This window comes from Vibrio sp. LaRot3 (assembly GCF_027587025.1).
Classification (GTDB): domain Bacteria; phylum Pseudomonadota; class Gammaproteobacteria; order Enterobacterales; family Vibrionaceae; genus Vibrio.
In genome coordinates this window covers 404,802-429,713 of record NZ_JAPPTI010000001.1, presented here as the reverse complement: position 1 = coordinate 429,713, position 24,912 = coordinate 404,802, and the positions used below count along the sequence as shown (strand labels likewise).

Sequence of the window (24,912 nt, the reverse complement as noted above, 5' to 3'; positions counted from 1 at the left end):
AATTAGTTCCTCATCATGGCGATTTATCTGACCGAACTTGAAAGCGATAGTTTTGCTTTTCCATCCCCTTATGGGGCACTAGAAGATCCGAACGGTTTACTTGCTTTTGGTGGCGATCTTAACCCAAAGCGGATTTTAATTGGCTACCAAAATGGTATTTTCCCTTGGTATGGCCCTGGTGAACCGATTTTATGGTGGAGCCCTTCTCCGCGAGCCATCTTTACTCCTAAGACATTTGCCCCCGCAAAAAGTCTTAGAAAATTTCAAAGAAAGCACCAATATTCTGTCAGCATTAATCGCGCTACCGAGCAAGTGATTGATTATTGTGCGTCTTTACGCCCTTCAGAAGAAACATGGCTCAACGAAGATATGCGTAACGCTTATAAAGCTCTCGCTAAACTCGGCAAATGTCACTCTGTAGAAGTATGGCAAGAAAACCAACTTGTTGGTGGCTTATATGGGATTTCAGTGGGCAGGCTCTTTTGCGGTGAATCCATGTTTAGTACCGCGACCAATGCATCCAAGATTGCGCTTTGGCACTTCTGCGCTCATTTTAGCCGCCACGGAGGTGAGCTAATCGACTGCCAAGTGCTCAATCCACACACCGAGTCGCTAGGGGCAACAGAGCTCGAACGTGATGATTTCATGCAAAGCCTGCTATCCTTAAGAGAAAAATCGTTAGAGGAGCACTGTTTTGTCCCACAATGGCTTGATCATCCAGAGCATTGTCTAAAATGAGTTCTGACTTACAGCAAATTAGAATTGGCCTATCGACTAGCCATCCTTGCAGCTATCTTGCCGATAGAGAAGAGCGCGTGGCCGTCGCCTTAGATCCAACGCTGCACTGTTCATCAAATTATGAGGTTTTGCTCGCCAATGGATTTAGACGCAGCGGAGACACAATCTATAAACCCCATTGTGAGCATTGCCAATCATGCCAAGCAATTCGCATTTCAGTGCCCAGTTTCACGCCATCTCGCAGCCAAAAGCGTATTCTGAGCAAGTGTAAAACCTACCATTGGCAACTCAAAGAGAGCATGGACCAAGAATGGCAATCGCTCTATTCTCGCTATATTGAAAAACGTCATCGCCATGGTTCTATGTACCCGCCGAACCATGATAGCTTCAATCAATTCTCAACATGCTCGTGGCTCAATACGCAGTATTTACATTTCTACGATCAAGACAAGCTGATCGGCATTGCAGTGACTGATGTGCTCTCAAACAGCGTCAGTGCGTTTTACACCTTTTTTGACCCCGATTATGATATTTCACTCGGTACATTCGGCGTACTATTACAGTTGGAATACTGTCGCAGACTTGGAAAACAGTGGCTCTATCTTGGGTATCAAATCGACGAATGTTCAGCAATGAACTACAAAGTCCGGTTTCAGCATCATCAAAGGCTAGTAAATCAAACTTGGCAAGGGTAGAATACGCCCCAACTTTACTTAATTCATTTTTATCGGCGCAAGAAGCCGGTCGAAATTATCCATTTTATAAAGAGGATTAAATGGCTAAAGAAGACGTAATTGAGATGCAAGGCACTGTCCTTGATACTCTACCAAACACAATGTTCCGTGTTGAGCTAGAAAACGGCCACGTAGTTACTGCTCACATCTCTGGTAAAATGCGTAAGAACTACATCCGTATTCTTACTGGTGACAAAGTAACTGTAGAGATGACTCCATACGACCTATCAAAAGGCCGCATCGTCTTCCGTGCTCGTTAATCTCTCAAGTGCTTAAACAAGGCACATTAGATTAGTCGAATACAACAAAAAACGGAGCCAATGGCTCCGTTTTTTGTGTCTGCTATTTATTTAGCGCTTCTTTATAGTGCTGACGACATACCGATACATATCGGTCGTTACCGCCAATCGCGACTTGATCGCCTTCCGCAATCGCAACACCATGTTCATCAGTACGAATCACCATGTTGGCTTTGCGGCCGCAATGGCAAATTGTCTTCAGCTCAATCAGTTTATCAGCCCATGACAGAAGGTATTTACTGCCTTCAAACAACTCACCTAAGAAATCGGTTCTTAAGCCATAACACAATACTGGAATGTTCAGTTTATCAACCACTTCGGTTAATTGGTAAACTTGCTCTTTACTCAAAAACTGACACTCATCGACCAAAATACAATGACGCTTTTCCTGTTCGTTTAAGGCTGCGATATCCGCAAACAAATCACTTTCTGCGTTAAACAGCTGAGCATCTGACTGCAAACCAATACGAGAGCTTACTTTACCTATACCATAGCGATCATCCAGTGCTGCTGTAAAAATCACTGGGTTCATACCACGTTCTTGGTAGTTAAAAGAGGATTGAAGAAGAGTTGTGGACTTACCTGCGTTCATTGCAGAGTAATAAAAGTACATCTGTGCCACTGATTGTTTCCCGCTTAAAATATTATGAATCTAGTAAAATCTAACAAAAAGGGCTGAATACTCAGCCCTTTAGAATATTGTTTTACGTTGTTACTTACGACGCCAAGTCGTGCCCTCAGCCCCATCTTCCAGCACGATGCCCATTTCTGTCAGCTTATCACGAGCCATATCGGCGTTCGCCCAATCTTTATTAGCACGCGAGTCATTGCGCAATTTAATTAGCGCTTCGATCTCAGCCACTTCATCATCACTGCCTGCATCGCCTTTTAAGAAGGCTTCAGGGTCTTGGTGAAGAATACCAATCACATCTGCTAGCTCACGCATTAGCGAACCTAGTGCACTTGCTTGTTCAACATTTTCTGTTTTCAGACGGTTAATTTCACGCGCCATATCGAACAGCACTGAGTACGCTTCTGGTGTATTGAAGTCATCGTTCATTGCTTCTGTAAAGCGAGAGACATACTCTTCACCACCAGCCGCTGAAATTGATAGATCCAAACCACGTAGAGCAGTGTATAGGCGCTCAAGAGATGCGCGTGCTTGGTTTAGGTTTTCTTCACTGTAGTTTAGTTGACTACGGTAGTGACCAGACATCAGGAAGTAACGAACTGTCTCTGCATCGTAGTGAGATAACACGTCGCGGATAGTAAAGAAGTTACCAAGAGACTTAGACATCTTCTCTCGATCAACCATTACCATGCCACTATGCATCCAAGTGTTCACGTAATCAGTACCGTGCGCACAGCATGATTGAGCGATTTCGTTCTCGTGATGTGGGAACGTAAGGTCAGAACCACCACCGTGAATGTCGAAATGGTTACCTAGAATAGAAGAGTTCATCGCTGAACATTCGATGTGCCAGCCTGGGCGACCTGGGCCCCATGGAGATTCCCATGTTGGTTCACCTGGCTTAGACATCTTCCAAAGCACGAAATCTAACGAACTGCGTTTCGCTGTTTCAATCTCAACGCGAGCACCAGCTTGCAGCTGCTCTAGATCTTGACGAGACAGTTTGCCGTATTCATCGTATTTCGCGATTTCAAACATAACGTCACCGTTATCAGCAACATAAGCAAAACCACGTTCGATTAGCTTTTCAACTAGCGCAATGATCTCTGCAATGTATTCAGTTGCACGCGGCTCAACATCTGGGCGCTTCATATTTAGCGCGTCGAAGTCAGCGTGCATTTCACCAATGAGGCGCTCAGTGAGTGAGTCACAGCTCTCACCGTTTTCGTTTGCACGTTTGATGATTTTGTCATCAATGTCAGTGATGTTACGAACAAAAGTCAGATCGTAGCCTAGGTAACGTAGGTAACGAGAAACAACATCAAAAGAAACGAAGGTGCGGCCGTGGCCGATGTGACAGAGATCGTAGATGGTTACCCCACAGACATACATGCCAACTTTGCCAGCATTGATTGGTTTGAATTCCTCTTTCTGTCTTGTGAGTGTGTTATATATCTTTAACATGATCTCTATCTTTAAGTGGGTGAAATAAAATGAGTGTTTGAGTATATCAATTTGACATCGGTTACGTAATCCCTGAAATGTTCAAAAACACCGCATAAACGCCGATATTCAAATCTCACCGACCACTTTTCACGTATTAAAACGACAAAACTTACGATAGAATCAGAGTTTGCTTGTTGAACCCTTGGTTCAACAACCTGTTAGACACATATAAAAAACCAATGTAAAGGACATAATCATGATCACCCTTCACACTAATTTTGGTGACATCAAAGTTCAGCTTAACGAAGAGAAAGCGCCTGAAACTTGTGCAAACTTCCTACAGTACTGCCGTGATGGTTTCTACGACAACACTCTTTTCCACCGTGTAATCGATGGTTTCATGATCCAAGGTGGTGGTATGGAGTCTGGTCTACGTGAAAAAGCTTCACGCGCACCAATCAAGAACGAAGCAAACAACGGTCTAAGCAACAAAGTAGGTACGCTAGCAATGGCTCGTACTATGGAACCGCATTCTGCTAGCTCTCAGTTCTTCATCAACGTAAACAACAACACTTTCCTAGATTTCCGTAGCGAAAGCCTAGATGGTTGGGGTTACTGTGTATTTGCTGAAGTTGTTGAAGGCATGGACGTAGTAAACCAAATCAAAGGTGTAAGCACTGGCTCTTACGGCATGCACCAAGATGTACCACTAGAAGACGTGGTAATTACTGGCGCGACAATCGAAGAATAATTCGAACCAGTCTAGATAAGGGTGCTACGGCACCCTTTCATTTATCTAATGGCTCTTTTCGCTTACACTTTCTATAACGCTGGTTTACTACAGGTTTTGCATGACCACTCTTTTCATTGCTGATTTACACCTATCCCCCTCAACGCCTGAGATTAATCGCTGCTTCATCAATTTCATGCGCAAAGAAGCGATAACAGCGGATGCCCTATACGTACTCGGCGATCTATTCGATTTTTGGGTTGGCGATGACGACAAAAGTGACTTTGCGAACATGGTTCGTGCCGAGTTCAAACATTTAACGGACAACGGCGTACCTTGCTATTTTACTAAAGGCAACCGAGATTTCTTAGTCGGAAAACGCTTTGCAAAGCAGACCGGAATTCAGCTTTTAGGCGATGAAACCGTCATCGATTTATACGGTAGAAAAGCGGTGCTTTTGCACGGCGATACACTTTGCACGTTAGACACCAAATACCTAGAGTTTCGCGCTAAGGTGAATCAACCTTGGTTACAATGGTTGTTCAACCGTATTCCGATGTTCATCAAACGAAAAATCGTGCGTAAAATTCAGATGGGCGCGCGCAGTGACAAGAAAAATAAAAGCCTTGATATTATGGACGTTACTCCGAGTGAAGTCGTCAAAGTGATGCAACAGCATCAGGTTGATCTGATGATCCATGGTCATACACACAGACCAAATATGCATCATTTTGATTCAAACGGCCAAAAGATGACACGAATAGTTCTCGGAGATTGGTACGAACACGGTTCAATTTTGTCTTGTAACACGGAAAAACAAGCGCTTGAGACCCGTAGTTTTGATACCGAACAATGTTAGTTTGAACTAGTTCAAAGTAATAATTGTTATATCGCTTATCATTCGCTTAGATAAAACCTAGGTTGATGTATATCTTGAAATACTCTTACTTCGCTCGACAGCCCATATTAGACATCGAAAAGAAAACGATTGCCTACGAACTATTGTTCCGAGATGGGCCTAATAACTCCTTTCCAGATATTGATCCTAACTTAGCGACTAGCCGACTTCTTTCCGATCATTTCTTAACCGCCCAACAAGACGCCATTGGTGACAAACTTGGATTTGTTAACTTTCCTTATTTAAGTTTGATCAATGAAGTACCGGCTCTATTTCCCTCTAAAAGCCTAGTGGTTGAGATTTTGGAAGATTGTCCGCCGACTGACGAGCTGCTCAGCGCCGTTCGCTCACTGGCAAAACAGGGTTATCGCATCGCGTTAGATGATTTTGTTCCCAGTAAAGAGTGGCGTGCATTCTTACCTTATATTTCGATCATTAAGTTTGACATTCGTATTGTGCCAATCGAAAAAGCGAAGCTTTACATTGAAAAACTTGCTAAGACCAAGATTGAATTTCTGGCTGAGAAAGTGGAAACCTTTGAAGAATTTGAACAAGCCAAGCTTGCTGGATTTAAGTACTTCCAAGGCTATTTCTTTAGCAAACCGGAGATTATTCAAAAAAAGTCTTTAGAGCCTTCGCTTTTGACTGTGATTCAGCTCATTACCGAAGTGGCGAACAGCGAATTAGACCTCGTTAAGATTGAAGACTTAATCGCTAAAGATGTCACCTTGTCATACAAACTACTTAGCTTTGTAAACTCTTCTTACTTGATTACCAAGAAGATTGAATCTTTTCGCCAAGCGCTCATCTATCTAGGCGAAGAGCGATTAAGGAAGTTTATCTCTTTGGTGTCCATTTCAACCACTAATGACGATAAGCCCGATTACCTCTATACCTTGTCGATGCAGCGCGCCAAATTTTGCCAAAAAATAGCGCAATGCCCGTCCATGCATGTATCGTCGTCACAAGCGTTTTTGACAGGCATGTTCTCTCTGCTCGACTCACTGCTCGATCGACCACTAAAACAAATTGTGGATGAAATGCCGATTGAAGAGTCCGTCACCCATGCACTGTTAGAGCATCAAGGCAAGCTAGGTACTTTGCTATTACTCGCTAAAGCTTATGAGAAAGCAGAATGGGATAAAGTGGAAACCTATACTGCCCAGCTTAATCTAGACGAAAACCAGATCGCCAACTGTTACGAAGAGTCAGTAAAATGGACTGCCGAACTGCTTAACGTCGAGCTGTAAAGGTTTACATCCCCTATCGAGCTCAATACACTTAGCCTCATCCTACTGAGGCTAATGTCGGTATTCCCATGAATTCATGCCCTTGCGGCGCAGCAAATCACTATGAAGATTGTTGCTACCCTATCCACCAAGATCATTCTCAAGCCCATACTCCTGAGCAGTTGATGCGTTCTCGCTACAGCGCCCACGTCAAAGGCTTAGTCGATTACGTGATCAATACTTACCACCCAAGCTGCCAAGCGGAAGAACAACGTGATGCCATCGCCGAGTCTATCGCAAGCGACTGGGCCAAACTGGAAGTCATCAGCGCGGAGCCTAGCTCGCATGAAGATGAAGGCTTTGTGACATTCAAAGCATACTTCAACCAAGAGGGTAAACAGTACTGCTTAGAAGAGCGCTCTCGCTTTGTTCGTGAAAATGAGCTTTGGTACTACATTGACGGTGAATTTCCTGAGCCAGAACAAGACCCTCGCTTAAACCAACCAGTTCAAAGCCTCAAAGTGAGTCGAAACGACCCCTGTATTTGTGGCAGCGGTAGAAAATTTAAAAAGTGCTGCGGGTAAAACGAAAAAAAAGGTAGATGATCACTCATCTACCTTTTTAATATGTGCCCCAACCAAGATAACTCATTGTTGCCATAAGAAAACTTCTGGTTGGTGTGCTATCTTGAACAAATTGTCATCGTTAGTCTGCTTTGTTCGGATTTACTCTAACAATGTCACTTTGGTCGGCTTGAAACTGTTTTTTGAGTTCAGCTTTGGATTTAAAACTGATTTCACCACCCTGCGCTACCGTCATGTGCTCCGCGGCGCTGTTATGTTTTGATTGGTAGAGCATTACCGCTTGCATGCAAGAGTCGCGTTGTTGTTGAGTAAGTGTTTCTCCTTCAGGCCACTTACCCGTTTCAACGGCATACAACAGACGTTGGTAAGCTTCTGGGGTGATGGCATTGACTAACTGCTCTGCGTCCATGATTTATCCTTATCATTGTCGTTTGAGCAAAACATAACTGGCTCAATAATGGAGTCAAGTAGACTTCCATCAATAAGTGTAATTGATCACAAGCATTAAATTATGAATAAACTAAAGTTGGTTGCCACGATTGGCCTTAGCTTTGCTCTTGTAGGATGTTTCGAGAGTAGAAAAAACACAGAACAATTATGTGCTGATAATCCAGCACTCCGCTGTGAACAGCTCAACATGGATGACGGCCAATGCCGTGTCGCTCGTACTGACTTGGTATGGCATCGCTTCGAAGTGTTAAAAGCTCCTACCGATCAAAACAAAATTGAGGAGTACCATATTCTTGCCGAGTATGAAAAATGCCTCTCTCTCGCAGCGCAAATTCAACCTATCGACCAAAACAGTCGTAAAGACAAACGCTTCACTGCTTTGATGCATTCAGGCGAAGAGAAAACGCGATTGGTTCAAGAGCTAAAACGCTCAACGTCCCCTCAGGCGCTTTACTTCTTATGGAGTCAAGAAGGCGATGAACAAGCTCAGCGCCTGTTCTTAAGAATGGAAGGCTCGCCTGCGCTTGAAACCTCAGAGATGCAATACGCACTTGCGACCTTTTATACGTCTCGCGACCAAGAGAAAACTATTCACCTCTTACACCGCGCACTAGAATTGTCAGACGGCAAAAAGGTGAATACCGATATTCTCAAATCTTTAGCGAGCATTAATTTCAGTCTGAATCGCAAAGAGCAAGCTTACATTTGGGCTCAAGTGGCCAGCAATTTTGATGTTGCGATTGCTTCGGCGAGTGGCCGTCAACTGATGTATGGCTTTGTACAAGAAAAGTATGATCAGTTAGATGATGTCGCAAGTGAAGTAGAAGACGCTATAGAAGATGGCGCATTCCGAGCAAGCATGCTCGCTAACTTTCAATAACGCCAACATCAACTTGAAAGGATAAAACAATTAGCGGTGAATTATTCACCGCTTTTTTGTGGATTGTTGAAAATTAACGACACAGAATTAACACAGTAACGCTCACCCGTAGAAGGCGGTCCATCATTAAAAACGTGGCCTAAGTGGCTATCACAGGCAGAACAACGAATCTCTATTCGCTTCATTCCGTGACTTAGATCCTCTAAATAGCGAATCGCCTGTGCGTCAATCGGCGCATCAAAACTCGGCCAACCACATCCAGAATCGTACTTATTGTCTGATTGAAATAATTCCGCATTACAACAAGTGCAGTGGTATATGCCACTTTCTCTGTTATGCAGTAACGTGCCACTAAATGGGGCTTCTGTTCCTTGTAGTCGGCAAACTCGATACTGTTCATCAGACAACGTCTCACGCCAGTATTCATCTGGCTTGACGACATTTTTAGACTTCTTTTCCATCTGATTACTTCTCCATTTTGTACTTTATTATTATCTAAATTTCAGTGAAAAACTTGCACCAAACAGCCTTTGTAGCACATACTTTCTCACCGAGATAGCGCGATGTAAAATCCAGGATAGGATTTGAGTCGCCACTAGCATTTTACGTCAACTGGATAGGATAAAAATCTACGATCCGTATAAAAGATAACCGTTTGCGACTAATTGTGAAAAAAAGCGTCTGTTTTTTTTGACTTTAAACAAGTTAAGTCCGATTATCTGTTGCAGATGTTTACTGGATTCTGTAATTTTACTACCAGTTATCTTTAATCAGAAATTAAGTTGTGGAGCAACTATAATGACTATCAAAGTAGGTATTAACGGTTTCGGCCGTATCGGCCGTTTCGTTTTCCGTGCAGCGCAAGAGCGTAACGACATCGAAGTAGTAGGTATTAACGACCTAATCGACGTAGAGTACATGGCATACATGCTTAAGTACGACTCAACTCACGGCCGTTTCAACGGTACTGTTGAAGTTGAAGGTGGTAACCTAATCGTTAACGGTAAGACTGTACGTGTTACTGCTGAGCGTAACCCAGAAGATCTTAAGTGGAACGAAATCGACGTTGACGTTGTAGCTGAAGCAACTGGTCTTTTCCTAACTGACGAGACTGCACGTAAGCACATCACTGCTGGCGCGAAGAAAGTTGTTCTAACTGGTCCTTCAAAAGACGCGACTCCAATGATCGTTATGGGTGTTAACCAAGACACTTACGCTGGTCAAGACATCGTATCTAACGCTTCTTGTACTACTAACTGTCTAGCACCTGTTGCTAAAGTTCTTAACGACAAGTTCGGTATCGTATCTGGTCTTATGACTACAGTTCACGCTACTACAGCAACTCAAAAAACTGTAGACGGTCCTTCTGCTAAAGACTGGCGCGGTGGTCGTGGTGCTTCTCAGAACATCATCCCATCTTCAACTGGTGCTGCTAAAGCTGTAGGCGTTGTTCTTCCAGAACTAAACGGCAAACTAACTGGTATGGCTTTCCGCGTACCAACAGCTAACGTTTCTGTAGTTGACCTAACAGTTAACCTAGAGAAAGGTGCATCTTACGAAGCTATCTGTGCAGCAATGAAAGAAGCTTCTGAAGGCGAACTAAAAGGCGTTCTAGGCTACACTGAAGACCAAGTTGTTTCTCAAGACTTCATCGGTGAAGTTCAAACTTCAGTATTCGATGCTAAAGCTGGTATCGCTCTAACTGATAACTTCGTTAAAGTTGTATCTTGGTACGACAACGAAATCGGTTACTCAAACAAAGTTCTAGACCTAATCGCTCACATCTCTAAGTAATTTCTTAGGATGCGCAATTAGCGTATGAATTTTAAAAAGGCGACTTTATAGTCGCCTTTTTTGTATCCGCAATTTCTGTTGCCATATTGACTAAGAAAAGGACTTAAACGATGGATTTAGTCTCACTCCCTGCACATACCGTTCTCTCTGACAACGTTACGATTGTAGAAAAAGACAACGTAAAAATTGTTCGTATTATCCATGACAAAGCAATCGCCGGTATTTCGTTGTTTGGCGGCCATGTGGTGTCTTATCAGCCAGCAGGTCAACAAGATCTGATTTGGATGAGTAAAGACGCTGTATTTGATGGTGTAAAAGCACTTCGTGGCGGCATTCCTGTTTGCTGGCCATGGTTTGGCCGTATTGCTGCGCCTGCACATGGTTTTGCACGTAGCACGGTATGGGAACTGGTTGAACACCGTGAAAACGAAAACGGTGTTATTGTTGAACTTGCCCTATTCCCAAGTGAAGAAACTCACGATATTTGGCCACATATGTTTGATGCTCGACTTCTAGTTGAAGTGGGCGATGAACTGAAAGTGACATTAAAAGTCACCAATATCGATGACGATGCTTGGACGTTCTCTGGTGCGTTACACACCTACCTAAACGTGGGTGATATTGAAAAAGCACAAACGACAGGCATGGGTGGCGAGTACATCGACAGTCTGCTTGAAGACAAGGTTTGCCAAGGCGGTGATACGTTAGTGCTAACTGACACTATCGACCGTGTCTACACAAAACCTGAAGCGGTAATTAAAGTCTCTGACCCTGTCATCGACCGCGTGATCAATATCGAAAACCAAGGTCATAATTCAGCCGTGCTTTGGAATCCGTGGGCGCAAGGCGCTCAAGGTATGGGTGATATGCAAGACGATGGCTACCAAACCATGCTTTGTGTTGAATCTACGGTTTACGCACCAAGCATCAATGATGGTATCACTCTTCAGCCTGACGAAAGCTACGCTCTCAGCACAGTTATCTCAGCAAGCTAATCCAATAAAAAGGCAGTGATATCTTCATACCACTGCCTTTTCTATTATTAAGTCGATTGCTAACTCGCCAATACGATTACACTTTAAACTTGCTGGTAATCTCCGTTAAGCTTTCCACTACTGAAGAAAGGTTGCGGGTCGACTCTTCCGTTTGCATCGCATTTTCATTGGTGTGCGTAGCCAAGCCATTTACGGTAACTACCGATTGGTTTATCTCTTGGGCTACCGCGTTTTGCTCTTCCGCTGCGGTTGCAATCTGCGCGTTCATATCTTGAATCATATCTACTGAGCTTAAAATGGAGCTTAGCGAATCTCTGGCTTTGGTTGCCATTTCAATTGCGCCTTGGGTTTGATTCTGACTTTGCACCATAGAGTCTACCGCTGTTTCCGCCACGGTTTGAAGCTTGCTAATCGTGGTATTGATCTCTTCAATACTGTTTTGAGTACGGCTAGCTAAAGAACGGACTTCATCCGCCACGACCGCAAAACCACGCCCCTGCTCACCCGCACGCGCCGCTTCAATGGCTGCATTAAGCGCAAGTAAGTTTGTTTGTTCTGCAATGTCTCGAATCACGTTCAATACGTTTGCCACATTACCTGTTTCATTTTTCAGTTCAGTGATGGTCTCAGCTACTACCTCGATATCTTGACCAAGCTTATTGATCACGTCTGACGTTTCGGTAGTCACTTGTGCACCAAGCTGTGCGTGCTCAAACGCATCGGTCGCCGATGTAGACGCGTGTTGTGCGTTACGAGAAATCTCCTCCACCGTTGAAACCATCTCATTCATCGCTGTCGAAGTAAGCTCCATTTGCGAGATCTGGTCTGTCGAACTGCTACGGGTATTTTCGGCAAGACTCGCTAACTCCGTTGACGTGCTTTCAATTTGATTAGACTGAGTGTTAATACGACCAACCATGGCTCTTAAGTTTGCCACCATAGATACGGTTGCTGCGTATACTCCGGTGTCATTACCTTTCGCTTTTGCGTCTACGGTTAAATCCCCAGCCGCTATGCGCTCGATAATGTGTTGAATGTGTTTTGGCTCACCACCAATCGGTACGTAGATGAGCTTTTGAATCACAACGTAAATCACACCTAAGCAAATTAGAATAAAAGCCAACGCAGACCACAGAGAGAACTTCAGCATCTCTTGACTTGGTGCGAGGATTTCCTCCATCGGCTCATAAGTAAATACCGTTAGGCCGTGAGGGTTAGGTCCGTTCTTTGTACCAATATGCTCATCACTACCATTTATTTGATAAGTAATGTGTGAGCCATCAAAATCTCGGTACATAGGTCGAACTTCGTAGATATTCTTACTCAACAGATCCGGATATTGGGTGAACAAAATGTTGTCATTGCCATCAATTAAGAATAATTGCCCATCAGGCACATTTTCTTCAACCAGTTTTAACCACACATCCGACGAAATATCCGTGCCCGCAACACCGATGAAGACGCCATCTTTCATCACTGGAATGGTTAAAGATGACAATAATTTACCAGAGATTTGGTCTACACTTGGTTCTGTCAGCACAAATGGCTTGCCTGATTTTGGTCCAGAAAACCACTCACCAGTTAACCCCATACCGCTAAACTTCTCTCCGGTATGCTCTAAAGACGAACCATCTTCAAATACAATGTAAGTTGCAGTCGCGCTTGCGGTCTTATTCAAATCGCTAAGCATTTTAAACATGGTCTCTTCATTTAAAACCTGACCATTTTGATATTGCATAGCTTCACTGACCGCACCTAAACGCGCTTCAATGTTGCTTACGTACTGCTCGACCTGAATCGAAACAGAAAGACCTTGTTGTTTTCTAAAATTGACCGATTCTTCAAGGTTATAATTTTGAAAGGTGTTGTAACTAAATAGCGAAACGCCAAGTACGGCGACGACTAATATGCCGCCTATAATTAACGTCAGCAGCCGCTTTAGCGTCATTTTACTTAAATCCATAGATAGAGCCCAAATACCATTAATACTTATTTATAGTTATGATTTATCCAAATCTTCACGCCAACGAGCTCTCGAACAGAGATCCCGTTAACGGCACACTCCAATGCATACCCAATATTCATATATAGACATAACCGATCATAACACCTTCTATTTATTCCATAACTTGATGCTATACACAGAGTTAACTTTGGAATCATTCCCAAATGACCAAATAATCAACTAAATAATTAAACTTGGCTCAAGATCATATCTATTTCTCTATCGAGGCCGTTTTTTGCTACACTCCACACCAGTTAAAATAGGTTAAGATTTCCATGCCGTATCAATGTCCACTTTGTCATCAACCACTGACATTTTCAGAACGCACGTATCGCTGTGCCAATAACCACTCATTTGACCTCGCGAAAGAAGGCTACGTAAACTTGATGCCCGCGCATCATAAACGTTCGAAAGATCCTGGTGACAACAAAGAGATGATGCAAGCTCGTCGCCGTTTCCTCGAATGTGATTACTACCAACCGATGAAACAAAAGATCGCTCAGTTGTGCGCTCAGTTTGTTCAAGGCACCGATCATCAACTTCTTGATATTGGCTGTGGTGAAGGTTACTACACTGACGAAGTAGCTGAGCAATTGTTGGCCCAATCAGCGTCGGCACAAGTATTTGGTTTGGATATCTCAAAAGTAGCCATCCGTTACGCATCCAAGCGCTACCAGAACTGCCAATTCAGCGTTGCCTCAAGCCATCGTCTGCCTTTCTCTGATCAAAGCTTAGATGCGGTTCTGCGCATATACGCGCCATGTAAAGCACAAGAGTTACAGCGCTGCGTTAAAGATAACGGCGTCGTGATCACCGTATCACCCGCTGGCCGCCACCTGTATCAACTACGTGAGCATATCTACCATGAAGTTAGGCTGCACGACGAACAGCCTGAGCAAATTGAAGGGTTCGAATTAGAGCACCAAGAAGTGCTCAATTACATCATGCCGTTACAGCAAGGCCATGCTTTTGACCTTTTGCAAATGACGCCGTTCGCTTGGAAGGCCAGTGACGAACTACGTGACATGCTTAAATCCGCTCAACAGTTTGATTGCGAAGTAGACTTTATGATTCGCGTCTATCGAAAACTGCCGGCACAAGATAATTAACTTCCACCAATCAGTGCCAATGGAATAAACATTGAGCATCACTGAGGTCTCTATTACTCTCTAAAAGTGAACAAGGTTAACCTCACTAATGAACTCTGGGTGGTTAACCTCGTACTCTACACTTAACTAGGATGGTTATTAGAGGCCCTAAATATGAACAAACTTTTGTCTGTTTTCCTTGGCGTGTTCACTCTCACGGCCTGCGCAGCAACCTCTCCATCGCCTTCTGCCGCTCCTGTTATCAGTTTCTATGACTATCAATTCGCAACCCCTGAAGGTCAGCGAATAGAGTTATCAAACTTACCTCGCTCCATTGCTAATGCTGATGTTGTTTTGGTAGGCGAATGGCACACCCATAGCGCTGTACACCGCTTTCAGACTGATCTTCTAAAGCAGCTTAGCCAGACAGACCGCCCAGTGACGTTATCCATGGAGCAATTCTCTCGGCCTTATCAAGCCGTGATTGATAACTACCTAGCCAGTGAAATCGGTGAACGAACGTTCATTAAACAAACACAAGCGTGGCCAAACTATGAGAGTGATTATCGACCTTTAATTGAGCTCGCTAAGCGCAATAAAATGGCAGTTATCGCCTCTAACGCGCCAAAATCTATTGTGCGTTGTATTGGCCGAGAGGGCATTGAGTATCTAGACAGGTTAGACAACACGCATCGCAGTTGGATAGCCAATGAAGTCAACACGCAAGACTCCCCTTACAAGTCGAAATTTATGGCCTCAATGCACCACGGAAAACCAGAGCAAACCGAAAAACACTACGCAGCACAAATTACATGGGACGAGACCATGGCAGAAAGCATTGTGAATCATCTGGCCGTACACCCTACTCATCAAGTCATGCATGTTGCCGGTAAGTTTCATACTGAAGGCGGTTTAGGCATTAAGGCCTCTATCCTGCGCCGAAATCCAGAGCTTAACGTCGTGGTTATCACTCCCGTCACCCAGATCGCCTCAGACAACACTGATTTTCAGTTACTGGTCCTCGAACCACCGCAACGCTATGTAAAACACGAGCACCAAGTCGCCGCTTATCAAACCATCACCCACCGTAACAAAAAGTTACACTGCCAATAAGCGTACAAATACGAGTGAACAAAAAGTGGCTTGTTTTTTGCTTTGTAATTTTTGATTTGATCAACGAATAATTCATCAAAGTTTTAGTTACGTTGGTCGATACATTAGTTGAGGACCGTTACAGGAGATAATTATGACACCAGTAGGAATGGAGCCAGCTAAGCTGACGCCTGCCCAACAAGTCAAGCCTCAAGCCAAGCCAACTGAAGCAGCGAACAGCCCTGCGCCACTAAAAGTAGAGCAGAATAAAGTGACGCTATCTGAAGAAGGCAAAGCCTTGCTTGCCGCCTTACAAGAAATAGAAAAAGAAAGCTCAGCGGCTAAACCTGAAAAATCTGTCGGCGAAAAAGTTGAATCTTTTGCGCACGGAGCTCTGGGTATGGACCATCCGGATAAGGTTAAAGAAGAGGAAGACGATTCATATTCAGCGGGGCAATTAGTTTCCGCAGCGGCAACCATTGGTGGTTTGATTTTGATGCTTGCTTGATATTTTTATCAAGCAAGTGCCGCTACATTAACATTTATCTTCACGACAAAATTGTCTGTTTGTCCGTTAAAAGCCTGACCGCACATAATGGTCAGATACTTTATTATGGATGAACCCTGTCGTGAAAAACTCCTTCGCGCTTATCGACAAGCCGACCTTTTTTGGTGCAATTACCCTTCTTTTGGCTGTTGTTATCCCTTTAATCTTGTTCCCTGAGCAAGGCGCTGATTGGATAGCCGTGGCTAAAACCTTTATGACCGATAAACTCGGTTTCCTATATTTAGCTCTAGGTCTATGTGCCTTCTTCTTTATGATCTATGTTGTGTTTAGCGACATGGGACAAATTAAGCTAGGTGACCCTGACGAAAAACCTGAATTTGCGACCTCCTCTTGGGCGGCGATGCTGTTCTGCGGTGGTATCGGTGCCAGTATCCTTTATTGGGGCTGTATTGAATGGGCTTACTATTACCAATCACCACCTTTTCAGTTAGAGCCGGGTAGCGAAGAAGCCGTTCGCTGGGCCGCTACATACGGCATATTCCACTGGGGCCCAATTGCATGGGCTATCTATCTGATTCCTGCTCTTCCTATCGCCTACTTCTTTTACGTTCGTAAACAGCCTGTTTTGAAAGTCTCTAGCGCACTCATGCCAGCCATTGGTGAAGAGCGCAGTAAAGGTACTGTGGGCAAAATCGTTGACGTACTTTTCATTTTTGGTTTGTTAGGTGGCGCAGCAACAACACTTGGCCTTGCAGCCCCTCTGATTGGTGAAGGCCTAAACTACTTATTTGGCATTCCGCAAACCACCTTTAGCCAAATTGTGGTGCTATTAGTTTGTACTGCGATTTTCGGTTACTCCTCTTATGCGGGTATGGAAAAAGGCATCAAACTACTCAGTAACATTAACTTCTGGGGTGCGATGGGTCTTTTAGCATTCGTATTAGCCGTTGGCCCTACCATCTTTATGTTAGAAACCGGTTTAGACTCCATTGGTCGCATGCTGTCTAACTTCTTTTTGATGGCGACATGGGCTGAACCGTTTGGTGGCTATGGTCCGTTTGAGAACACCCACTTCCCACAAGATTGGACGATTTTCTACTGGGCTTGGTGGTTAGTTTTCGCTCCAAGTATGGGCTTGTTTATTGCACGTATCTCCCGCGGTCGCACAATCAAGCAAATGGTGTCAGGCTCCATTTTCTTTGGCTCACTAGGCTGTTTCCTATTCTTTATGGTATTGGGCAACTACGGCTTATCGCTACAGCTATCGGGTGAGTTGGACATCGTTGGTATTCTCAATACTGAAGGCGCGACCAAAGCTATCTTCTCTATGCTTGAAGCCTTACCGATGGGCACTTTGGTTATCGCGGTATTTACTCTACTTTGCGTGATCTTTACTGCGACAACGTTTGACTCCATCTCCTACATCTTAGCTTCAGTCGTGCAAAACAACGTCTCTGAAGAACCAATGCGCTGGAACCGCCTATTCTGGGCATTCACGCTTTCATTCTTACCAACCGTACTGATGTTTATGGGTGGACTAAGTACGCTGCAAACCGCCGCGATTGTGGGCGGCTTACCGTTGCTGGGTATCTCAGTGATGCTGATGATTTCTGCCGTACGTGCAACTTCATTAGATTTACGTCATCAAGAAGATTACGTAGAGCCAACCATCAATATTGAAGAGCTACCAGAGATGGACCCTTGGTCATCGGAAGGTATCGCACTGGCTCGCTTTGAGAAAAGCCGTGACGCGGCTCAGGATGCGGCTGAAAGCGAACGTGAAGCGATGGCGAATTTAATGAAAGTGAAGAAACGTATTCGTGCTTTTGCTCTAGAACACAGCGGTGCCGAAGAGTTTGCCGACCATCACTTGCCTACTGAGCTACAAAATGAGCTACAGACGGCTCTTGAAGCAGTCAACAAAGCTCAAGATGCTAAGCAGGCAGCCTCTGAGCAAGCACAGCAAGCGCGTATTGAGTTTAATAATGCCGTGGTAAACGGCGCCGCTTAATTTCTTTAACCTCTTCTCCTTCCTTAAGTCAAAGCCCACTTCCTAGTGGGCTTTTTTTATAAAGCAGCTGTTTGTGACAAATAGGTGAAGTTTCCATTGCAGTAACAATAGTGCAATCACTCCATGATTAACTGAGCCCGCTTTTATGGAGAAGGAATATAAAATGAAGCACCTAATCAAGCCGCTTGTTACGGCTATCGCAACCACCACCATTACATTCAGCGCTACCTCTGCTGAAATCAAAAATGTCATCCTTATGATTGGAGATGGCATGGGTCCGCAGCAAGTGGGCCTATTAGAAACCTATGCGAATCAAGCACCGAACTCAATCTACAAAGATCAACCTACCGCCCTGTTCAAACTCGCAAATGATGGGGTAATCGGCTCTTCTCTCACTCATCCAGAAGACGCGATCGTGGTTGACTCTGCATGTTCGGCTACCATGCTAGCGACAGGGCAATACACCGCCTCGGAAGTTATCGGTATTGACTCAAAAGGCAATCATGTAGAGACAGTGCTCGAAAAAGCAAAACGGTTGGGTAAAGCAACCGGGCTTGTATCTGATACTCGTCTTACACACGCCACGCCAGCAGCCTTTGCTGCGCATCAACCACACCGTTCACTGGAAAACAGCATTGCCTCGGACATGCTAAATACTGGTGTAGATGTGATGCTCTCGGGAGGTATTCGTCACTGGATTCCTAAATCAACCAATGACAAAGGCGACACGTATCAGCAATTGAAAACGCTAACTAAAGGTGACGTCTATTTAAAATCGAAACGTAAAGATGAGCGCAACTTGCTGCTTGAAGCGCAAGACTCCGGTTACAACTTGGCGTTTAACCGCAAAATGCTTGAACAAGCCAAAGGCGACAAGTTACTCGGTTTGTTTGCTTATTCAGGCATGAACGATGGCATTAAATACAGCCAAACCAAAAACGACCCAAACCGCACTCAACCAAGCCTAAAAGAGATGACCGTCAAAGCAATTGACCTGTTATCTAAAGATAAAGATGGCTTTTTCTTGATGGTAGAAGGTGGCCAAATTGACTGGGCAGGCCACAGTAACGATGCAGGCACTATGCTGCATGAAATGATCAAATTCGATGAAGCCGTAAACTCCGTTTACGAGTGGGCGCAAGGGCGTGACGACACTATCATTATTGTCACTGCCGATCATGAAACCGGCTCTTTTGGCTTTAGCTATTCTTCGCAAGAGCTACCAAAACCAGAACAACGTTCAGGAAAAGCATTCAAAGACCGCCCTTATGCGCCTAATTTTAACTTTGGTCAGTTTGAAATTCTCGACGGCTTATACAATCAAAAGCAGAGTTATTACGGAATGATCAGCGAGTTTCAAAAGCTCGAAAAAGCGCAACAAACACCTGAGAAACTGGCTGAAATAGTCAATGCGAGCAGCGATTTCCCTATCACGGCAAAGCAAGCAGAAAATGTACTGAAAAGTAAGCCAAACCCATACCGTCTGGCTGGTCACAAGTACCTATCTAAAGAGCAAGTACCTGCCATTAACGACTTTGACGCATTCTTCCCTTATAACGATCGTGGCAATATCTTAGCTCGCGAGCAAGCAACCGCGACGAATACCGTTTGGGGCACGGGTACGCATACTCATACGCCGGTTAATGTGTTTGCATGGGGGCCAGCAGAGAAAATCTTACCTGTATCAAAAATCATGCACCACTCAGTGCTAGGTGACTACCTATTAAACATGGTCAACTAAGCTGCCTGCATTCACTGCGGCAACCATATTTAGCAAGGTGCAAGCACCCATAAAAAAGAGCGCTAATGCGCTCTTTTCTACTTTACGACTCTGGCTTATCCACCATGTGCAAATGCACATCTTGTTGTGGGAACGGGATAGAAATACCTTCTCGGTCAAAGCGTAATTTAACCTCTTTGGTGACATCCCAATAGACATCCCAATAATCATCGGTTTTCACCCATGGGCGAACAATAAAGTCGACCGATGACGTATTCAACGTATGCACTTTGATCATTGGCTCAGGTGTACGCAATACCGCAGGATGAGAGGTCACAATCTCAGTAAGAACGCCCTCAGCTTTAAGTAAATCGTCTGCATAACCAATCCCAAACACCATATCAACGCGGCGGATTCGCTCATGAGTCACGTTTTTAATGACGTCACCCCAAATTTTACTGTTTGGCACGATGATAATTTGGTTGTCAAAGGTTCGAATCGTAGTGTTCACTAGGCTCATGTGGCTTACCTTGCCATCTACGCCACCAGCAAAAACAAAATCTCCTACGTCAAATGGACGATAAATCAGTAGCATCATACCGGCTGCAAAGTTAGATAAGGTATCTTGCAAAGCAAAACCAATAATGACACCGGCAATACCGAAACCGGTCAATATTGGAGCTAGGTTTAGGCCAATCTGCGAAAGACCAACCATGATACCAATCACCCACACAGCCTTGCCGGACATGGAGACAAAGAAATCTTGCATTAACTGTGACAGTTTGAGGTTTTTCGACACCACCGTCTTCGATACGATTTTACGCGCCACCCGTGCGATAGCACTGGTAATCAATAAAATTAAAATGAAGACTAACAACTGGAAAAAGTGTTGTGGTGCATTGTCTGCTAACCAATTAAACGCACCGGATGACCAGCTAGAGATGATCGAAATAATCACCTTACCATTTAACAAGTCTTGGGTAATGCTACCGGTCACTTCAAACACTAAACGTTTATATTCCGCAGTTTCAATCCCCAAATGATCACCAATCGGAATCAGAGATTTAAGGCTATTGGTCGCGATGTCTAAACGCTGCTTAATGATTAGCTGGTTAAGTTGGATAGATGCTTTTTCAGACTCAGGACTGGTCGCTAGCTGACTGGACGTAAAATCTTGTTGCTGATTAAAGTATTCAACCGAAGCGGAAAGCAAACGCAAACGACTATTGGTCGCCTCCATTAACTGCTGCTCTAACTTAGTATCTGGCTTGTTGAGCTTGCTCAGCCAAGTAAAGTTTTGCCAACTCGACTGATACATCGAATCGAGATAGTTTTGCAGCTCTCTAAGATTGTTGATGAGTGGTAACTTATCTTCCGTTTTCGCTTTATTAATCGCTTCACTTAGCTGACCGATTTTTTCATCCAGATATTCCGTTGCACCTTGGGTGTACTTTTTCTGTTTTTTAATCTGCGACAGTAAAAAGGCTTCTGGCAAATCACCACTCTGCACGGCAAGGGCTAGCTTTTCACGTAGCTCTTCGTTTTTGTGGAACAATTGCAATTGAATCGCATCGCGCTCATCGCCACTCGCGGTTGCTAGACTACGCGATAAATCAGCGATATCACTGTTGATTGAGTTAATGGCTAACTCTGTCTTTGTGGGTGTAATGACTTGTTCTGTTTGCTCTGCATGGGCAAACACAGAGCATAAGCTAAACAGCACAATCAATATTAGGCGTGGCAACATAGAATCCTCACTTATAAAGCCATAACGCGAAGCCTATCAATAAGTTATGAATCTAACATCAAAAAGGCGTCAATATTGAGTGTATACCAGCAAACTATCACACGGGGATTTTCTCTTCGTTATAGTGCTCCCGAGCCTAGAAACAACAAAGCCCTCTAAATAGAGGGCTTTGTCTATAAAATCGAATCTTAGCGATTTGGATGGTTCAAAACTTGCAAGAATTAATTTTTGTTATTATGAATCATGAGAGAGGCCAGTAATATCAATGGGTTCATGGATTTCTCAACAAAAAGCCCTTTATCTAAGCAAAACCTGAGAAAATCACCCAGAAATTCTCAACTATACCATCAAGTCGATCAAAGCTATTCCCGACATTTAGTTACTAATCGGTGCTCTACTCCTTTGCATCAAACAACCGCGACTACACAACAGACCATCCACACACTAGACCATCCGCTGAAACTCGTTTCTGGACAAAACCTTGTTACGAATCTCATAAGGTCGAAACGCTTGGATAACTTCAACTATGGAGAAGGGTTTAAATTATCTTTAAAATGATGATCAGGTCAATTTTGCCAGGACAGCAGCTCAAACCTAACCTTTACCAGAGAAGTATTTCTTCAAACTCGAAGGCAAAAACACCTGCTTCTTAGCTCGGGTTATTGCCACATATAGAACCGCAAGCTCAGCATCTAGATCTGCTTTATCATTGTCAAGCACGTAAGCATAATCGGGTGATATAACAACATAATCCCACTCCTTACCTTTTATTGAGTGAGTAGTCGAAATCACTTTCATTGCATCAGATTCTGGAGAGTTATATTTTTCAATTCGTTCGATGACTTCTAGCACTCGCTCACCAAACCTCTCATAAAGCTTCATTCCAAAGTAGACATCGGGATCTGGGTTATCCTTAAGTTCATTTTCTAAAAATGCATACGATGGAAAGCCCATTAAGTACGGGAGTCCTATTTTGTCAAACTGCTCCTGCGCTAAGTAAATTATGTTTCTTATTACATACTTTAGATGGCCAAATTCCGTTTTTATATGAACCCTAGTTCCTGCATTTAGCTCTGAGTCTGCGATGTGAATTACACCAGCTCTAGTCCTCGTTAGAATAGCGCCATTGTGGTGTGGTATCGGAGCATCATCATCAAAATACGATATCTTCGAATCAACTGAATCCAACCCTCGAATCTTAGTTTGTGGTGGCTCACTATGCTTAGAAAGCAGTGTATTAGATGCATCAGCAATGGCGGCGCCGAACCGAAAGCTTTGATCGAGAGGGTAACCGTCTTTCCCGAACATCCCCATTGAGTTTATCGCCCCACGCCAACCAAAAAGCTCTTGATATCGGTCTCCTACAATATTGATATTCCGATCTTGATGGTTGTTAAGTACCTGAAGGAAGGCACCATTAATATCTTGTGCCTCATCTACAATAATATTAGTGTAATCATCAGACATTGAAATTTCAGGGCGTAAAGACCAAAACTTCATCAAGTGAGAATATGTTGCAGAATGCTCTGTCCCAGCTCTTCCGGAAAGTAAATAATCCCAGTAATTTCTTGACCACGAAAGTATTTTACTTCGGGCAGAAGGATTGATCACGGAGTTGGGAACAAATCGGTCATCTAAATCGCTATAGAGACTCTGGCAATAATCTAGCAGTGTTCTTGTAACCAATTTAGCAATGCCATGTTGTTGGATCTTTCTGCCGTGACCAATTTCCAAACGAATTGCAGAACCTATTACGTCTTTCATTTGGTACACAGGAGCACTCCAATTCCCCTTGTAATTAAAAATATGCTTGAATGGAGCATGCTCCAGTGCATATTGGACAGCTAAGCCATCTTGGGTATGTGCGTGCCTTTTCGAAGTGATTTTTCTCCTTGCATCGTCTCTATTTTCCGTGAGAAACGATGTGTATAAGCTATTCCGTTCACCTAGCCGATCTATCATCAATTTGCATGTAGTTGACTTACCTGTGCCAGCAAATGCATTTATCTGAATTCCTCTTTCACAGTTCTCAACAATTTCTTCCTGTTGCTTATTAGCTTTTATGTTAAGAGAGTTTTTTGAAGTAACAATCGAAGTAAGGTTAATTTTCCGCTCACTTAGATCTCTGGTTTGTAGTTGTGAATTGGCTTCTTTGTTGTCGGGAAAGGACTGTAATTGCTGGGCCGACACTGCAAGTAATGCATTCACTTGATGAGGGTCTTCTTTGAACCTAGCGGCTAAGTATTCAATCGCTTCACAAAATTCATCTTTGCTCTTGGGGCTATCGATTATAGCACTATCCATGCCTACAGCTCTTACTCCGATCTCCATTAGTTTTTTAAGTTCACAAACACTCAATCGGTCTAATATTAACCGAAGAAGTTTCTCTTCAACTAAAAATGTTACCGATGTGATGGCTCCAATCATTAATAGCTCCTTATTTAAGCTAGCCAACTACACATGATATATAATGTTACTGTGCAAGAAGATATCGATTCCTGATCGTCCGAATAGTATCACCAATGATGAGCTTATCTTCAGGAAAATCTAAAACTACATTGATAATGTCTGCCATAGCTTGATTGCTGAATCTAAATCCGATAGGTAGCTGATTTTGCTCATCAAATTGGGCGTCAAACGCCAGTACAAAATCTTTATGGTCTGACGCTCTTCCATCTAGTACCGCATCAGGGATTTCAACATGTCGTGGTATCGGTTGAAGCTCTTCAAACTCACCAATGGCTTCTACGACATCAGCCCGTGAAGGCCAGTATTTAAGATCATATTGGTACGCCAGACTTTCAAGCTCATTTTTAACGTAAGCTCCGAAAAGATAGTTATGCTCTCCGCCTTGCACCAACGAATCGATTGCTGTTTGATAATCATGACGGCGAAAACCAGATAACTCATACAATTCACTCTGGCGTCTTAACATACCGGCCAGACGACATGAAAGCTCCGAGATATCTTCTTGCAATTTGAGTAGCTCACGCCTATTGGTTCTAGCTTGGATAAACTCTTCCTTCGCAAAATCTTCGCTCATCCAGATATGTTCCAATGTTAACCAAACAGCTTCAGCATTTGGCCTTTCTGATTCATAATGGATTGCTAGTTTGTCAGCGTAGCCAAACCGATGGATTAGCTCGTTGAACACCCTTTCAAGATTTGATGCCTGATCAATCATCCGTTGCATAATTGGCCAGCGATTCATCCAAATTTTTTTCTCTCGGTTATCTTCAAGTTCCCTTTCTATAAAGGCTACGCAAAAGTCAGTTGGTGAGTTTGTAGGTAATTTCGTCACGATAAGCACCTTTAGTTTCTTTATTTTCGTAC

General features: G+C 43.7%; 23 protein-coding genes. 15 read left to right on the top strand and 8 right to left on the bottom strand.

Translation table 11 applies throughout. The annotated features are described in order from the left end of the window. The first annotated feature begins 15 nt into the window (after window positions 1-15). From aat to infA, 3 genes are all read left to right on the top strand, one after another. The gene (gene aat, locus OH461_RS02110; protein ID WP_270018988.1) at window positions 16-738 is read left to right on the top strand and encodes a leucyl/phenylalanyl-tRNA--protein transferase; all 723 of its coding nucleotides are present in this window, start codon (window positions 16-18) and stop codon (window positions 736-738) included. Next, window positions 735-1,433, top strand: a complete 699-nt coding sequence (locus OH461_RS02105) for an arginyltransferase (RefSeq protein ID WP_270018987.1) — start codon at window positions 735-737, stop codon at window positions 1,431-1,433. The genes aat and OH461_RS02105 overlap by 4 nt, the downstream gene beginning before the upstream one ends. Window positions 1,434-1,513: 80 nt before the next feature. Next, window positions 1,514-1,732, top strand: a complete 219-nt coding sequence (gene infA / locus OH461_RS02100) for a translation initiation factor IF-1 (protein WP_001040192.1) — start codon at window positions 1,514-1,516, stop codon at window positions 1,730-1,732. A gap of 82 nt (window positions 1,733-1,814) precedes the next feature. Here the strand turns inward: infA and OH461_RS02095 are convergent, their stop codons facing one another. Further along, window positions 1,815-2,393: a thymidine kinase gene (locus OH461_RS02095; RefSeq protein WP_270018986.1), complete on the bottom strand. Its 579-nt coding sequence runs from the start codon at window positions 2,391-2,393 to the stop codon at window positions 1,815-1,817. A gap of 90 nt (window positions 2,394-2,483) precedes the next feature. Beyond that, window positions 2,484-3,866 carry a cysteine--tRNA ligase gene (gene cysS / locus OH461_RS02090; protein WP_270018985.1) on the bottom strand — a complete coding sequence of 461 codons (1,383 nt, stop codon included), beginning with the start codon at window positions 3,864-3,866 and terminating at the stop codon, window positions 2,484-2,486. A gap of 238 nt (window positions 3,867-4,104) precedes the next feature. Between cysS and OH461_RS02085 the strand changes: the two genes are divergently transcribed. The 4 genes from OH461_RS02085 to OH461_RS02070 all read left to right on the top strand — a co-directional run bounded on the left by OH461_RS02085 (window position 4,105) and on the right by OH461_RS02070 (window position 7,289). Beyond that, on the top strand, window positions 4,105-4,599 hold the full coding sequence (locus OH461_RS02085) for a peptidylprolyl isomerase (protein WP_260258876.1): 495 nt from the start codon (window positions 4,105-4,107) through the stop codon (window positions 4,597-4,599). A gap of 100 nt (window positions 4,600-4,699) precedes the next feature. Beyond that, on the top strand, window positions 4,700-5,437 hold the full coding sequence (lpxH, locus tag OH461_RS02080) for a UDP-2,3-diacylglucosamine diphosphatase (protein WP_270018984.1): 738 nt from the start codon (window positions 4,700-4,702) through the stop codon (window positions 5,435-5,437). Window positions 5,438-5,511: 74 nt separating this feature from the next. After that, window positions 5,512-6,726, top strand: a complete 1,215-nt coding sequence (locus OH461_RS02075) for an EAL and HDOD domain-containing protein (RefSeq protein WP_270018983.1) — start codon at window positions 5,512-5,514, stop codon at window positions 6,724-6,726. Between the two features lie 68 nt (window positions 6,727-6,794). Continuing rightward, a complete protein-coding gene (locus OH461_RS02070; protein WP_270018982.1) occupies window positions 6,795-7,289 on the top strand; it encodes a YchJ family protein in 495 nt (164 codons plus the stop codon). A 121-nt stretch (window positions 7,290-7,410) separates the two neighbouring features. Here the strand turns inward: OH461_RS02070 and OH461_RS02065 are convergent, their stop codons facing one another. Beyond that, window positions 7,411-7,698, bottom strand: a complete 288-nt coding sequence (locus OH461_RS02065) for a YeaC family protein (RefSeq protein ID WP_270018981.1) — start codon at window positions 7,696-7,698, stop codon at window positions 7,411-7,413. Window positions 7,699-7,800: 102 nt separating this feature from the next. Between OH461_RS02065 and OH461_RS02060 the strand changes: the two genes are divergently transcribed. Beyond that, window positions 7,801-8,619 carry a DUF2989 domain-containing protein gene (locus OH461_RS02060; RefSeq protein WP_270018980.1) on the top strand — a complete coding sequence of 273 codons (819 nt, stop codon included), beginning with the start codon at window positions 7,801-7,803 and terminating at the stop codon, window positions 8,617-8,619. 41 nt (window positions 8,620-8,660) lie between these two features. Here OH461_RS02060 and msrB read toward each other — a convergent pair whose 3' ends face one another. Then, on the bottom strand, window positions 8,661-9,080 hold the full coding sequence (gene msrB, locus OH461_RS02055) for a peptide-methionine (R)-S-oxide reductase MsrB (protein WP_270018979.1): 420 nt from the start codon (window positions 9,078-9,080) through the stop codon (window positions 8,661-8,663). Window positions 9,081-9,417: 337 nt separating this feature from the next. Here msrB and gap point away from each other — a divergent pair, with 337 nt between their 5' ends. Next, window positions 9,418-10,413 carry a type I glyceraldehyde-3-phosphate dehydrogenase gene (gene gap, locus OH461_RS02050; protein WP_270018978.1) on the top strand — a complete coding sequence of 332 codons (996 nt, stop codon included), beginning with the start codon at window positions 9,418-9,420 and terminating at the stop codon, window positions 10,411-10,413. A 110-nt stretch (window positions 10,414-10,523) separates the two neighbouring features. Then, complete coding sequence (locus tag OH461_RS02045; RefSeq protein ID WP_270018977.1) at window positions 10,524-11,408, top strand: D-hexose-6-phosphate mutarotase; 885 nt, start codon at window positions 10,524-10,526, stop codon at window positions 11,406-11,408. Between the two features lie 76 nt (window positions 11,409-11,484). Here OH461_RS02045 and OH461_RS02040 read toward each other — a convergent pair whose 3' ends face one another. Next, complete coding sequence (locus tag OH461_RS02040; protein ID WP_270018976.1) at window positions 11,485-13,371, bottom strand: methyl-accepting chemotaxis protein; 1,887 nt, start codon at window positions 13,369-13,371, stop codon at window positions 11,485-11,487. Window positions 13,372-13,688: 317 nt separating this feature from the next. Here OH461_RS02040 and rlmA point away from each other — a divergent pair, with 317 nt between their 5' ends. The 5 genes from rlmA (at window position 13,689) to OH461_RS02015 (ending at window position 19,853) form a co-directional block, all read left to right on the top strand. Then, on the top strand, window positions 13,689-14,522 hold the full coding sequence (rlmA, locus tag OH461_RS02035; protein WP_270018975.1) for a 23S rRNA (guanine(745)-N(1))-methyltransferase: 834 nt from the start codon (window positions 13,689-13,691) through the stop codon (window positions 14,520-14,522). 153 nt (window positions 14,523-14,675) lie between these two features. Then, window positions 14,676-15,614 carry a ChaN family lipoprotein gene (locus OH461_RS02030; RefSeq protein ID WP_270018974.1) on the top strand — a complete coding sequence of 313 codons (939 nt, stop codon included), beginning with the start codon at window positions 14,676-14,678 and terminating at the stop codon, window positions 15,612-15,614. Between the two features lie 133 nt (window positions 15,615-15,747). Continuing rightward, window positions 15,748-16,101 (top strand): hypothetical protein, encoded by a 354-nt coding sequence (locus tag OH461_RS02025; RefSeq protein WP_270018973.1) that lies wholly within the window; start codon window positions 15,748-15,750, stop codon window positions 16,099-16,101. A 121-nt stretch (window positions 16,102-16,222) separates the two neighbouring features. Beyond that, window positions 16,223-18,112, top strand: a complete 1,890-nt coding sequence (locus tag OH461_RS02020; protein ID WP_270018972.1) for a BCCT family transporter — start codon at window positions 16,223-16,225, stop codon at window positions 18,110-18,112. A gap of 163 nt (window positions 18,113-18,275) precedes the next feature. After that, the gene (locus tag OH461_RS02015) at window positions 18,276-19,853 is read left to right on the top strand and encodes an alkaline phosphatase (RefSeq protein WP_270018971.1); all 1,578 of its coding nucleotides are present in this window, start codon (window positions 18,276-18,278) and stop codon (window positions 19,851-19,853) included. A gap of 82 nt (window positions 19,854-19,935) precedes the next feature. Here OH461_RS02015 and OH461_RS02010 read toward each other — a convergent pair whose 3' ends face one another. The 3 genes from OH461_RS02010 to OH461_RS02000 form a co-directional block, all read right to left on the bottom strand. Next, entirely contained in the window at window positions 19,936-21,579 is a 1,644-nt protein-coding gene (locus OH461_RS02010) for a mechanosensitive ion channel family protein (RefSeq protein WP_270018970.1), read from the bottom strand. A gap of 594 nt (window positions 21,580-22,173) precedes the next feature. After that, on the bottom strand, window positions 22,174-24,006 hold the full coding sequence (locus tag OH461_RS02005; RefSeq protein WP_270018969.1) for a UvrD-helicase domain-containing protein: 1,833 nt from the start codon (window positions 24,004-24,006) through the stop codon (window positions 22,174-22,176). A gap of 46 nt (window positions 24,007-24,052) precedes the next feature. After that, window positions 24,053-24,880 carry a hypothetical protein gene (locus tag OH461_RS02000; RefSeq protein WP_270018968.1) on the bottom strand — a complete coding sequence of 276 codons (828 nt, stop codon included), beginning with the start codon at window positions 24,878-24,880 and terminating at the stop codon, window positions 24,053-24,055. Window positions 24,881-24,912 lie beyond the last annotated feature (32 nt).